Here is a 13,655-nt window from a genome sequence, read left to right as displayed (position 1 = left end):
GGTAAGGTATAGTGCGCGTTTTTGGAGGAACCATGCTGACCCAATCATCTACACGGCTCAATAAATACATCAGTGAGAGCGGAATATGCTCCCGCCGCGATGCCGATCGCTTTATCGAACAAGGCAACGTTTTCATCAATGGCAAGCGCGCGGCGGTAGGTGCCCAGGTCTTTGCAGGCGATGTCGTAAAAGTGAATGGTCAGTTAATTGAGCCACGTGATGAAGATGATTTGGTGCTGATTGCGCTGAACAAGCCAACCGGCATTATTACCACTATGGAAGAAGGCGAGCGCGATAACATCAGTGATTTTGTCAATCACAGCAAGCGCGTTTTCCCTATTGGTCGGCTTGATAAAGATTCTCAGGGCTTAATTTTCCTGACCAACCATGGCGATCTGGTCAATAAAATTTTGCGTGCCGGCAACAATCACGAAAAGGAATATGTGGTGACCGTCGATAAGCCTGTCACCGACGAATTCATCGCGGGCATGGCGTCAGGTGTTCCCATGTTGGGTACGGTAACCAAAAAATGCAAAGTAAAGAAAGAAGCGCCTTACGTGTTTCGTATTACGCTGGTTCAAGGGCTTAACCGGCAAATCCGTCGCATGTGCAAACACTTTGGCTATGAAGTGACTAAGCTTGAACGCACGCGCATCATGAACGTCAATCTTAAAGGGATCCCTTTAGGAGAATGGCGCGATCTCACGGATGATGAACGGGTTGAACTGTTTAAGTTACTCGAAAATTCCTCTTCAGAAGACAAGCCAGCGAAGAAAACACCACAGAAGAGTCCGGCGGCAAAGAAACCGGCAAAAAATGCCGTTAAACAGGGCGAAAAGTCAGAGGATAAACCGGCGTCACGCAAGCGCTTTACCCAGCCGGGTCGTAAGAAAAAAGGGCGCTAGAACGGATGCGCATCAATGAATCGTTTCCCTTTGATTATCCGTGAATACCGGCCCGAATGGGCGGATCACTTTTCTACCGAAGCTGCCGTTATCGCGGCGGCATTGGGTGAGCATCTTGTGGCTGTCCACCACATTGGCAGTACGGCTGTTGAAGGGTTATCAGCCAAACCTGTCATCGATATTCTGGCAGAAGTGATGAATCCTGATGCGCCAACAGCAGAGTCTGGGCTAATACAGGCAGGCTATCAACCGCGCGGAGAAAACGGTATTCCGGGAAGACGCTATTTTACTAAAGGTGTTCAGGCGCGGACCCACCAGATTCATGCTTTTCTCCCGGGGAGTCCGCATATCATACGGCACCTGGCGTTTCGGGATTATTTGCGACACTTTCCCGCGATTCGCCATGAATATGCTGCGGTCAAATACGCCGCACAACGTGCCTGCCAGGGCGATATGAAGATCTATTGCGCATTAAAACATGATTTTATTCAGTTTCATCAGCAACGCGCACTGGCGCTCTTTCCCTTCTGATTTCTTCCACAGCCTCGCTCTCCATTACCCGCAACTTTTCTGAAATTGTGTTTCTGCCCTCTACACTTTTTCATTCAGCAGCAAGCGCGTACTGGCGTTTGGCGAAAGTGCCTGAAACGATGAGATAAAGCATGTGGGAACAGCCAATGCGTGCGAGAAAGCGTCAGGCCAGTGCCTCAGGCAGCATAATCAGAAGACGCCACCTTTTCAGGATGAAAACGACATGGCAGGATAAGCCAAATTACTAAGGAGTGGGCCTGATGTTACTGAAAGGTATGAATGATCCGTTACTTAAAGCGTATCAGCATCCAAAATCAAGGTTGATGATCAGTCGTTTCAGAGGGTTAGCGGGGGATCGTCGTCTCAGTGACTGGCAGGTTTTTTGTATTCTGGTCAACGGATTTACTAATTACTGGTACGTATTATCCGGTAATTTCAACATCCATGTTGAATATACTAAAACGCGGCAGTTCGATTTCATGCAGGATTTTTTGCATTTTTCTGTCACGCTCGATGGCTTATTAAGCGACGCGCACTTTCGCTGCCCCGATTTTATTTTGCCGCATTATGATGTTCCTTATGAATTTTGCCGCTGGCGCAGCAAACGCGGTTATGATTCTCCGGTGACGTATGTTGGCAACCACGGTGTTAAATCCCATAAAGGTCTGTTTATTGCCAGCCACGATGCGACGCGAGATGAGTACCTGATGAAATGGGAAGGAACAGTCACGGTTTTTGATAAAGCCTTTTTTAAAATGGGAAGTTTTCAGACTACCTGTGACTTTTTAGTGAATGATATGACAAAAACCATTCGTGAAGGCGTGATCAAGCATTTGAGCCTGTATCGTGACCTGTATAATTATATTTTTCCCTCGCCCGTGGAAGCGCGTATTCAGGCGCGTGACAATAAACGTTATTTGGCAAAGAAATAAACAATCGGCCAGACCTCTCCTCGCAATCCGTTCAGAAGGGTAAACTGTTAGTGTCCGGAAGGCTCGCCAGGTAACTTCCAACGCAGCCAGGCATCCAGTTCAGTTTCGGCCATGGGCTTGATATTGAAATATTCATATGCGACATCATTATCTTGCGGGGGAGCGGCAAGGGGTGACGTCGCAGCGTGAAAGCCGGTTTCATCCGCTAAGACGATCGTATTAAACTCTTTTAAGGTGCTAAAAATACTGTGCGCTATCAGACGTGAAGTGATTTTTGCATTGATCGCGTTTGCCAGGACGTTATTAAGCTTGATGATGACAGGCGGGCTTTGGCGAAGGTAGCGTATTTTGCTATAGCCTTTAGCGGCATCCTCCCACGACATACTGAATCCCAGACGTCTGAGCATTTCCAGCCCCAGCATGGCGGCCGGACTGTCAATGATATGCTCCGTTTTCACTATCTTGATGATGAGCAGTGAGACCGGCAGCCCTGCCTTTAGCATTTTCTCCGCCAGCTTTTCTGCAAAAGCGACGTCAGCAACATCTCGCTCGTGAAGACTTATCGTTACAGGTAACTGAATAGGGTGATGCCGGAGACGCTTAAGGCGGCAAATAGCGCGGTCGACCAGCCAGGCTGTGAGCTGTTTGTCCAGCTCTGTTCCCTCAGCCAGCGTGGCAAAATTATCTGCCGGCAGGTCGCCGCGCAACGGATGGTGCCAGCGCATCTGTGCTTCAAGGCCCACAGGTTTGCCGCTTTTCAGGCATACCTTGGGCTGGAAAACTAAATATAAACCGTGATTGTGTCGTAAGGCTTCTGCCAGTTCGCTCATCAGGGTAAAATCTGGCGCACAGCCTGAATCGCTTAATTCATCAAGACGAAACGGCGAGACCTTTTGGTCACTCTCATATTCCAGCGCATTGACTGCTCGTCGGAGAACCTCATGGGCGGGGGCATCACCGGCAACAAAATCTGTTTGCCCGACGCAGGTGGTCAGGGCCATAGTCAGACCATCACCGACATCAGCACTGATTCCATTAAGACGCTCGACCACCCAGCGCGCACTGATGTGGCTGTCAGTATGGGTTAAAATCGCAAAACGCCCGGTGGCGATAGTATAAAGCAGGCCGCCACTGATTGGTCGAAGGCGTAAAGGCAGAAGCGTCGCCACATCTTTAAGCAACGACTCCAGCGATGCCATACCTAACGATCGGGATAATTCGAACGCGCGTGACATATCGATACAGTCAATCAGCACCAGACGGCGAGAAGCCGTGTCGTTCAGATTAGCAAGGAGCTGTATATCACGAACAAGACGTTCCCGATTCGCCAGGCCAGTAACCGGTTCGACAAAAGCCGCAGAGTGCCAGGCGTCAAGGAATGCGATAACTAACGCTGCCAGGGATTCAAAGATATTTTTTTGCTGGTTGTCGAAAGGGCGCGGTACCGTATCCGTTACGCACAGCGTCCCCAGCATCAGGCCATTTTTGTTTTTTAGCGGCGTGCCGACATAAAAGCGGATGAAAGGCGCATGCGTTATTAACGGATGATGAGCAAAACGTGCATCACGGCAGGTATCCGTGACAACGACCGTTGCGCCGCCTTCGACCACGTGCCGGCACAAGGCCTGCTCGCGAGATGAATCTTGCAGCTCAATATTATAACTGGCGCGAACAATATGCTGTTCATCGGTCAGAACGGTAATATAACTTCCATGGGTGCCCAGCAGCTGGCTGGCCAGACGCAGAAATTTCTTCAGACCTTCATCCCGGCCGCGATCGGAAATGCTGAGTGCATTTTTTTCACTGGTGCGGTGAGGTTCCTTTTTAGTGTATTCCATAGACATTCCCGCTCCTGCCCGTTTGCTGAATAGAACTGCAAAAAAAGAGTGTACGACAAATGCTGGAAATAAAACCCAATCAATATAAAAGGCAAAAGCAATTAATTTATTTCTTGTGGAGAGTGAGTGTAGGAATTATAAAGTTTTCATGTCTTTTTACTTAATGCAAATTGTATCCGTATTTTGGCGTTGTTTTTTGGTTAAAAAGTTTGACGCTGAAATATTATAAATAATAGTGCGGCCATTTTAATCAAACGATTCACTTTTATTTTATCATTCAGCCTTAAATTAAATTTCAGGTATTGTTCGTTTTTTTTAATGTATACATGCCGGGTCTTATGTCATTTATGCGTTGTGCATTACCCCGCCTGACGGGATGGCACTCAATGGTTACGTCTGCAATGTCAGCTAATACAAGGCATTATCTTGTCTCAATGGCGGGCGGTAACGAGGCGTTAAAGTCAACCAATAAGCCATGTCGGGATCTTTACGGTGAATAGGCATTTTTAAATAAATAACCTTAATGAATAGGTTTCACGACGCCACAAGATTAATCCGGATCGTGCCGCGATGAAGCGTCGTCACCGTAGTATATTAATGTAAATTATTGTGCCTGTTCGCGAACCGATACCTGCATGTTTGGACAATAACTGATAAGCTATCTTCTACAATCACGACGACGTTGGAGCTGCCCTTTGCTGACCACCATTATTTATCGCAGCCACATTTCGGATGACGTTCCTGTTAAGACGCTTCCAGGAATGGTGGATGATGCCAGCATACTTAATGCTTCCCATGAAGTGACAGGCATTTTGTTGTTTAATGGCACACATTTCTTCCAGTTGCTGGAAGGCCCGGAAGAGGGCGTTCTTGCTATTTACCAACGTATCTGTGCCGATCGCCGACATCACAACGTGGTAGAACTGATGCGTGACTACGCGCCATCCCGTCGCTTCGGTAACGCCGGAATGGAGTTGTTCGATTTGCGTGAACACGATCGTTCAACCGTGCTTCAGGCGGTTCTCGATAAAGGCACCTCCAAATATCAGCTGACCTATGCTGACAGAGCGCTGCAGTTCCTGCGTACCTTCGTAGAAGCGCGTGAAAAAGAAAACTACTACGAGGTATTACCGTCAGAATACTGGGAATTCATTCCTGAAGCGCCTGCCTCAAGCGCGGCAAAATCCTCTCCTTCGGGTATCACCTTCCGACCGGTTGTTGATCCCCTTGCCAGGCAGGTGACGGCTATTGAGGCGATTACGGATACGCGCCACAGCGGCAGCGATCCCAATGGGTCGGATAAAAAGTTACATGATGCCGACCTTGATGCCGTGATTAAAGCTTTCGAGATGGCAGGCAGGGCCTGTCCGGATGAAATGACCCTGTATGTCAGCCTGCTTCCTATGACGCTGGTGGTCGTGCCGGACGCCGTTGCCAAAATTGTTGCAACCATCAACGCCTCAGGTCTGGTGCCGGAGCAGGTGGTCATTGGCGTCAGTGAAACCGAAGTTATTTCACGGCTGGAAGCATTTTCCGTGGCTGTCAGGGAGCTTAAAGCCGCCGGTATCAGCCTGTCCGTTGATAACTTCGGTGCGGGATCGGCGGGATTGTCATTACTGACCCACATTCAGCCCGATCGCATTCGTATTGATTCCAGTATCACCACGGATGTTCATCGAAGCGGCCCGAAACAGGCAGTTGTTCAGGCGATCATCAAATGCTGTTCAGCATTAGAAATCACGGTAATTGCCGCAGGCATCGTGAAAGCGGAAGAGTGGATGTGGCTGGAAGCCGCGGGCGTGATCAACTTTCAGGGTAGTCTGTTTGCGTCGCCAGATTCGGGGCAGTCCGATGCGGTTGCCTGGCCAGAATATCGTGACGCCATGTAAGTATGCTCATGCCGTTATAACGGCATAGTCTGAACGTTTATCGGGAATCTATTCCTGGCAGCACGGAACGCTGCTGTTATTCCACTTATGCTCTACGTACCCGCCCTGTATTATCCTTCTCTCCTGCTACGCATTTTGAATTCAGCCTGAATATCGCCATTTTTACCCATCCGCTATCTTCTATCGCGAGTCATTGTTAATCGTCAGGCAGCCAGCAAGAGTGCGGGTGTGGTGTTGCGAAAGGGACGAATAACGATTCCTCGTACTCCGCGACAATATTTAATGTCTCCACTTTTCGTCAGAGAAATTAAAACGATTTTACCTGAACAGTCTGAGCAGGGTGGTCAGGAGGCGGGCGCATAAAGCGGTATTACTCACCAGTGAGCTGAGTTAATCACCTTTCCAGAGATTACCTGGACACAAAAAGCACAGTTTGCGATCATGGCAGCATTACGGAAAATAAAAACCTGTTCAGGTACACATAACATGAAAGAAAACAGTCGCTTAGAATCGATCATGAATTATCTTAAAGGCAACAATCTGGTCACGGTTGAACAGCTTGTTACGGTGACCGGTGCGTCACCTGCGACCATAAGACGCGATCTGATTAAACTCGATCACGAAGGTGTCGTCAGTCGCACGCATGGCGGCGTTACCCTGAACCGGTTTATCCCTTCTCAGCCCACGACGCTGGAAAAGTCGTCGCGCAATCTGGCTGAGAAACACGCGATTGCCCGCGTTGCGGCCAGTTTTATCAAAGCCGGTGATGCGGTGATACTGGACGCCGGTACTACCATGTTTGAGCTGGCGCGACAGATTACCCATATGCCTTTGCGTGTGATCACCAACGATCTCCATATCGCGCTGTTTTTGTCTGAGTTCAAACAGATTGAAGTGACAATTATTGGCGGTCGCATTGATGAAAGCAGCCAGTCCTGCATTGGTGACCACGGGCGAAAACTGCTTAATAATATTCATCCGGACATTGCCTTCCTGAGCGGTAACGGATGGGATGGGGTTAAGGGCGTGACGTCGCCTACAGAAGAAAAGGCCGCGCTCAAACGGGACCTGATCAGGAACGCCCAGCGCCGAATTTTACTGGCAGACAGCTCAAAATACGGCGCATGGTCGCTGTTCAACGTGGTGCATTTGAAGGAGCTTACGGATATTGTCACCGATGCCAACCTGGATAATGAGATCCGGCAAAGGTTGCTGTCAAACCCACTCCCTGCGCTGACGATCGCGGAACCCGTGTAACACGCCGTTGCCTATGGCGGTGTTGCAGACCCATCGGGTGCGGATGAGTGCGTGACGGAACAGCGCGTTAACCGCGTGGCACAGATTATTGCCCGGGCATGGCATCAAGATTTGCCCAGAGGAGCGCGCGGCTGAGAAAGGGTTAAGGGTTTGCGACAGGATAAATGCGTCAGGCAGGTACCAGGGTTGGCGCCAGAACACGACATCGCTGAACCGGCTGATAAAATACGCGCCTGGGTCACGCAACCGTTATCCCGCCAGCGAGCGTTACTCGTCTATCAGGGGTTTGAGATACAAGCGTGTATCGCCGTCTTCACCATGTTTTGGGTGCCAGACCATGGCTGCATTTTCATCGCCGATGTAGGTCATCCCCAAAGGTTCTATGACTGCATAGGGCCGCGCGAAAGCGGCCCGGTAGGCCAGTAACTCTTTTGCCATTGCCACAACCTGATGAGAAACGTCGTCGGGGTGGGTGACAATGTGATTCAACTGTTCTTCAGTCAGCATACTTCCATTCCTGAACACCCAGCCCATAAACGAAGCCATCTGGCAGGGGTTTTAAATCTGTTAATTATAGTCAAACGGGTTACCGTCAGCTTTCGTCATTGCTCAACGCTCAACGCTCAACGCTCAACGCTCAATGGACATGACCCATATTGGCTGTAGGGCGTAGCTTACTACGGGAAGGACAGATTTCGAAGGCCTGTTGACAGCGGTGCAGAAGAAAGGAAAGGGCAGCAGGACAGGCGTTACCTTATGCGTCGATAAATCAGACAGAAAAGACGCGACAGGTGGCCTGCGACATCTTGACTATTTATAGCCATATGATCGCGGTTGGTGTTGTTGGCTTCAGCAACAGGGTAGCGCGCGTTTTATGCTTGTGCATGAGCCGCCATTTTCGCTTCCGCCCCGTCAGGCTCAGAGAATGAGGCGGTAACGCGTTACACAAAACGATCTGAAGAGATCGCTGACAGAGCGGTAAGCGCAACAGCTGAACGCATTTTCATGTTATAGCCTGAGGTTATTCAGGCAGGCAGCTGCGCTTTTGATGAGGTGAATGATAAATATGCCCTGAATAATCAGGTCGTTTATTCGATTGCTTCACTTTGGCTTGCAGTCATGTGTGATATCGACATAGCTGAAAACGCCAGGCGCGAGGCTGACGGCGCGGTTTCTCGTTAAAAATCTTAGAAAAAAGTTCCGGTCATGTTATACAGTCTCGCATAGCCCTTGTTTGCGATAAATCGTCCTTTAACAGGGCGCTAAATATTTAAATTTAGGCTAAATTAGTTTCTGCGTTTTTGCACCCGCACAAGGGGAGGCTGTTGTGCACAATAATCAAAGTGGCAATGACGAAAATCGTCTCAAAGCGGTTAAAGCACTTTTGTCACCTGATGTTACCAGGGATGAGGTGCTGGAAAAGTTTGTTCATCTTGCCGCGCAGGTACTGGGCATTTCAGGCAGTTTTATTTCTATTATTGATGATAAAAATCAATATATTAAGGTTTCCCGTAATTTCAATCTTAAAGAATCCGCACGAGAAGTTTCCCTTTGTCGTCACGTGATTGACGGTGACGGACAGCTCGTTGTGCAGGACACATTACAGGATAACCGCTTTACCTTTCATCCACTTGTTGAGGGTGAGCCGCACATTCGGTTTTATGCAGGCGTGTCGTTATCTAATCTGGAAGGGCTGGTTTTAGGCACGCTTTGCGTGACTGACACAAAGCCTCATACGTTTAGTGATGAGCAACTGGACACCTTAAAGTCGCTGGCAAAACTGGTTAGTTCTTTTCTGGATGCCTGGAATCTTGCCAGTTTCACGGACCTGATCACGCTTTTACCCAACCGGCCCCGACTTATTCGCGACATGCAGCAGTTGGCCGTCAATAATCCCGATCGTCGTTTTCGCCTGATCCTCATCGACTGCCTTGATATTCCACAGGCGTATGAGTTATCCCGTACTTTTGGCATTGCGCCGGTAGAAAACCTGCTCAGACAAATTGCCGGACTGGTCGGTGTTCGTCTTCAACTGCAGTCAGATGACATGCTGTATTCATTTGCGCCCGGCCGGTTTGCGTTAATACAACCTTATCTTGGTGGTTATAATGCGCAAAGCACCGTTGAGGTATTAACCAGCCTTAAAGCAGATTTAGCGGATAACATTACGATTGATATTGATGTTTATACGGGTGAGACAGAGTTTGTTTCCCGCGACATCGATGCGAATGAAGTGGTGCGCCAGGCGGTCAGTGCATTACACGAATGTATCCATCAAAACATGGGCGCCATGACGTTCGATCATGCTTATGATTCGCGTCGCACTGAAGATTTTTTGATTATGAACGATCTGGCTCAGGCGCTTAAAAAAGATGAAGGCCTGTACCTCGCTTATCAGCCAAAGGTCTGTTTAAAAACGGGAAAAACCGTAGGGCTTGAGGCTTTGATCCGCTGGCACCACCCAGAGAGAGGCGAACTGTTTCCGGCCGACTTTATACCGCTGGCCATTAAAACCAACCTGATTTCTGTCCTCACTGACTGGGTTATCGATCGCGTCATTATTCAGCTTAAGCAATGGAACAACGAGTTTGAACTTATCCCGGTATCCGTGAACGTCAGCGAGCGTGACTTTTCCAGACCAGAGTTTGCTTCTGGCTTAGCCAGTAAAATGCAGGCGGCAGCCTTGCCGACAGCACTACTGGGCATTGAGTGTCTGGAAAACGAGCTCATTACGGAGAGTGATATCGCCATTAACGGGCTGGAGGCGCTTAAAGCTCAGGGATTTGTTATTTCACTGGACGACTTCGGTACGGGCTACAGTAATATCAGTTATCTGCAGGAAATACCGCTAGATGTCATTAAGGTCGATATGTCTTTAATTGGCCGAATGGATGGCGATCATGCGTCAAGAATCATCGTGCGGAGTATTATCATGATGTTGAAAGAGCTGAACTATACGGTACTGGCAGAAGGCGTTGAAACTGAAGCCACGTTGAGTTTGCTGAAGCAATACGGTTGTGACCAGATACAGGGTTACTTCTTTTCGAAGCCGCTCCCGGCCAGCGATATCGAACACTGGTTGCTGCAGAAGTAAATGCCCTGAAGGCGACAGTCAGTGTCGCCTGAAAAGCAGGACAGCCTGCTTCAGGGGGTTTTGCCAGCAGCGCTTCAGTCGGTTAAGAGGCTGAAGCGCGCTGTACGATTAATCCAAATCCCTGCCGTTACTTGCTATCACCTTTTTATACCACCAGAAGGACTTTTTCCGCCGCCGGGCCAGCGTGCCTTCTCCACGATCGTCACGATCCACATAAACGAACCCGTAACGTTTGCTCATTTCGCCGGTTGATGCGGCAATCAGATCGATACAGCCCCATGTGGTATAGCCGATAACAGGAATACCGTCTCCGATCGCATCGGCCATCGCCCGGATATGTTCGCGCAGGTAGCTGATACGATAATCGTCAATAATTTCGCCTTTCTCCGTTAACTCATCGCGTGCGCCCAGGCCATTCTCGACCAGGAAAAGCGGCTTCTGATAACGGTCATACATCATATTCATGGTGATGCGCAGGCCAAGCGGATCGATGCCCCAGCCCCATTCACTCCGCTGAATATGCGGGTTGGTGAGGGATTTCACCACGTTTGCCGCGCTGCTATTGTTGTCATTCATCTCGGCCGAAGCACATCGGGATGCATAATAGCTGAACGACACGAAATCGACGGTATGCCTGAGTATATCCGCATCACCGTCTGCCATTTCAATCTGAATCCCTTTTTCGCGGAAAAGGCGCGCAGCGTAGGCGGGATAAGCACCTCGCGCCTGAATATCAATGAAAAACAGGTTTTCACGATCTTTTTGTAGCGCCGCCCAGACATCGTCAGGTTTGCTCGACCAGGGATAAAAATTGCCACCTGCCAGCATGCATCCCACCTGATTATCAGGGTTGATTTCATGCGCGATTTTTGTCACCAAGGCGCTCGCGACCAGTTCGTGGTGAGCTGCCTGATATTTAACCTGCTCACTGTTTTCACCGGGTTCAAACACCAATCCGGCACCCGAAAATGGGCTGTGCAGCATGATGTTAATTTCGTTAAAGGTCAGCCAGTACTTCACTAACCCATCAAATGCGTCAAAACAGGTGCGGGCATAGCGGGCAAAAAACTCAATCATTTTACGATTACGCCACGAACCGTATTGCGTAACCAAATGCATGGGAACGTCAAAATGGCAGAGCGTCACTAAAGGTTCAATGCCATGTTTACGACACTCGGTGAACATATCACGATAAAAAGCCAGGCCCTGTTCATTCGGCGTGCTTTCATCGCCACGCGGAAAGATACGGCTCCACGCAATTGAGGTGCGAAAGACGGTAAAGCCCATTTCTGCCATCAAGGCAATATCTTCCCGATAACGATGATAAAAATCGATCGCAGTATGGCTGGGATAGAATTCGTCATCGCGCAACTCAACGCGTTTTTCCTGCCCCAGCTTTACTGGCATACGCGTGGGGCCAATGGGGATCATGTCAACGGTAGTGAGTCCTTTCCCGCCTTCAAGAAAAGCGCCTTCTGACTGATTGGCGGATAAGGCACCGCCCCATAAAAAGCCTTCAGGGAATGTTGCTTCAGACATGAAATCCTCTTTAACAGGGTCATTAATGATCAGCTGGCGTTAGCCGCTTTCGTTTGTTCGGGGGATGCGCCAGGTTGTGATGGCGCCGGAGGGGTGGTTTCTGGAATATCGTCAAAACCCAGAATCAGGGTAAGAATGAACGACAGCACCACGGAAAGTACCATTACCGCGACAACCCAGACAATCGACAGGGGATTGGTCGGGTCAAAAAACTGGACGCTGGTAAATAAACCCGGAGAAGCCATTGAATGGCTGGCCAGACCGCCTATGCCGGCCACGGCACCGCAAATGAATCCACTGATCAAACTGGCAATTAAGGGGCGTTTTAATCGCACTGCCACGCCGTATAGAGCAGGTTCGGAAATGCCAGCCACAATAGCGGAGGCCGCCGCCGCCAGCGCGGTTTGACGTAATTCGCGGTTTTTTGTTTTAAAGGCCACCGCCAGCGACGAGCCGCCAAGCGATAAATTGGCGCCAATCTCAGAAGGCATCACCATGCCTTCTTTACCCGTTTCGGCAATGGTCTGGATGATGGTGGGAGTAAAAACCCGATGCATACCTGTCATGACCAGCAACGGCCACAGCCCACCCATAATGGCCACAGAAAGCCAGCCCAGATAACCGTGAATGGTGTAAACCAGAGCGGAAATCCCGCTGCCGATCCAGATACCAATCGGGCCTATCAATACAATGGCGATCGGCGCGGCGATCAACACGATCAACATAGGCTTAAGGAAGTTTTTTGTCACTGCAGGGGTGATACGATCCACTCCGCGTTCAATGTGAGACAAAATCCAGGTCATCACCAGCGCCGGTATCACCGTATAGGTATACTTCACCGCCGTGACCGGGATAAAAGCAAAGTCGACGTGTTGTCCCTGTGCGGCTTTAGCCATGAGGTCAATAAAGTTGGGATGCACCAGCACGCCAGCAATGGCGATAGCCAGTGACATATTGGTTTTGAATTTCAGCGCGGCAGACGCAGCCACCATAATGGGCAAAAAGAAGAAGGCACCATCACCTATCACGTTAAGTATGATTAGGGTTGATGAGCCTTTCTCAAATACGCCAGCCATATCCAGTATCATGGCCAGGAGCTTGACCATTGAACCGCCGATAATAGCCGGAATCAGCTGTGACATAGTGCCAACCAGCGCATCCAGAATGCCGGCGCCTACGCTTTTAAGCGTCATTTTGCGTTTCACGGGCGCGGCGCCGTCTGACTGCGGTTCGCCTAATGCCAGCACGGCCTGATAAGCCTTTGCTACCTCATTACCAATAATCACCTGTAACTGAGTATCGGTATGAACAACGCCCATGATGCCGTTAATGGCTTTCAGGCCGGCAAGGTCAACCAGATGGTCGTCCTTCACCACAAAACGCAGGCGGGTCATGCAATGGGTTACCGCACTGATATTAGTCAGGCCACCCAGCTTACTGACGATAGCCTGTGAAATCTCTGCATAATTTCCTGGCATGATTTTATCTCGTAGGGAAGAGGAAAGTGCGCTCGGGTTTCCGCTCTGGCCGTCGTGTTGTTGTTTTACTTCGCCAGTCAGCCTGCCTTACTCTGCATCTGACCCACGGTGCGGCTAAATAGGAAACCGGTTTCACAAAATCATGAAGAGATTTCGCCCTTTAAACAAGAGTGTAAAATAGGCTGATGTTAT

10 protein-coding genes are annotated in these 13,655 nt (G+C 49.5%); 6 read left to right on the top strand and 4 right to left on the bottom strand.

From position 1 onward, the window contains the following. Positions 1-32 precede the first annotated feature (32 nt). The 3 genes from rluF to NXS97_RS01710 all read left to right on the top strand — a co-directional run bounded on the left by rluF (position 33) and on the right by NXS97_RS01710 (position 2,368). Entirely contained in the window at positions 33-905 is an 873-nt protein-coding gene (rluF, locus tag NXS97_RS01720) for a 23S rRNA pseudouridine(2604) synthase RluF (protein WP_014598194.1), read from the top strand. 15 nt (positions 906-920) lie between these two features. Beyond that, a complete protein-coding gene (locus tag NXS97_RS01715; RefSeq protein WP_116220094.1) occupies positions 921-1,436 on the top strand; it encodes a GrpB family protein in 516 nt (171 codons plus the stop codon). A gap of 260 nt (positions 1,437-1,696) precedes the next feature. Then, the gene (locus tag NXS97_RS01710; protein ID WP_014333033.1) at positions 1,697-2,368 is read left to right on the top strand and encodes a hypothetical protein; all 672 of its coding nucleotides are present in this window, start codon (positions 1,697-1,699) and stop codon (positions 2,366-2,368) included. A 47-nt stretch (positions 2,369-2,415) separates the two neighbouring features. Here NXS97_RS01710 and NXS97_RS01705 read toward each other — a convergent pair whose 3' ends face one another. Then, positions 2,416-4,212 carry an EAL domain-containing protein gene (locus NXS97_RS01705; protein ID WP_116220095.1) on the bottom strand — a complete coding sequence of 599 codons (1,797 nt, stop codon included), beginning with the start codon at positions 4,210-4,212 and terminating at the stop codon, positions 2,416-2,418. Positions 4,213-4,901: 689 nt separating this feature from the next. On the opposite strand from NXS97_RS01705, the gene NXS97_RS01700 reads away from it, so the two are divergent. Continuing rightward, the gene (locus tag NXS97_RS01700) at positions 4,902-6,095 is read left to right on the top strand and encodes a diguanylate phosphodiesterase (RefSeq protein WP_014333035.1); all 1,194 of its coding nucleotides are present in this window, start codon (positions 4,902-4,904) and stop codon (positions 6,093-6,095) included. A gap of 486 nt (positions 6,096-6,581) precedes the next feature. Further along, complete coding sequence (locus tag NXS97_RS01695) at positions 6,582-7,352, top strand: DeoR/GlpR family DNA-binding transcription regulator (RefSeq protein WP_014333036.1); 771 nt, start codon at positions 6,582-6,584, stop codon at positions 7,350-7,352. A gap of 267 nt (positions 7,353-7,619) precedes the next feature. Here the strand turns inward: NXS97_RS01695 and NXS97_RS01690 are convergent, their stop codons facing one another. After that, positions 7,620-7,859, bottom strand: coding sequence for a hypothetical protein (locus tag NXS97_RS01690; RefSeq protein ID WP_014598192.1), 240 nt, complete (start codon positions 7,857-7,859; stop codon positions 7,620-7,622). 820 nt (positions 7,860-8,679) lie between these two features. Between NXS97_RS01690 and NXS97_RS01685 the strand changes: the two genes are divergently transcribed. Further along, positions 8,680-10,446: a sensor domain-containing phosphodiesterase gene (locus NXS97_RS01685; protein ID WP_013028054.1), complete on the top strand. Its 1,767-nt coding sequence runs from the start codon at positions 8,680-8,682 to the stop codon at positions 10,444-10,446. A 108-nt stretch (positions 10,447-10,554) separates the two neighbouring features. On the opposite strand, the gene NXS97_RS01680 is transcribed toward NXS97_RS01685, so the two are convergent. Both NXS97_RS01680 and ascF read right to left on the bottom strand, forming a co-directional pair. Continuing rightward, positions 10,555-11,985 carry a 6-phospho-beta-glucosidase gene (locus tag NXS97_RS01680; RefSeq protein WP_014333039.1) on the bottom strand — a complete coding sequence of 477 codons (1,431 nt, stop codon included), beginning with the start codon at positions 11,983-11,985 and terminating at the stop codon, positions 10,555-10,557. Positions 11,986-12,014: 29 nt separating this feature from the next. Further along, the gene (ascF, locus tag NXS97_RS01675) at positions 12,015-13,463 is read right to left on the bottom strand and encodes a PTS cellobiose/arbutin/salicin transporter subunit IIBC (RefSeq protein ID WP_116220096.1); all 1,449 of its coding nucleotides are present in this window, start codon (positions 13,461-13,463) and stop codon (positions 12,015-12,017) included. Positions 13,464-13,655: the final 192 nt, after the last annotated feature.

The organism is Pantoea sp. B623 (genome assembly GCF_024814475.1).
In the GTDB taxonomy this organism is placed as follows: domain Bacteria; phylum Pseudomonadota; class Gammaproteobacteria; order Enterobacterales; family Enterobacteriaceae; genus Pantoea; species Pantoea ananatis.
Note: the sequence above shows the minus strand (reverse complement) of the source record. Positions and strands in the feature narration are given on the sequence as shown.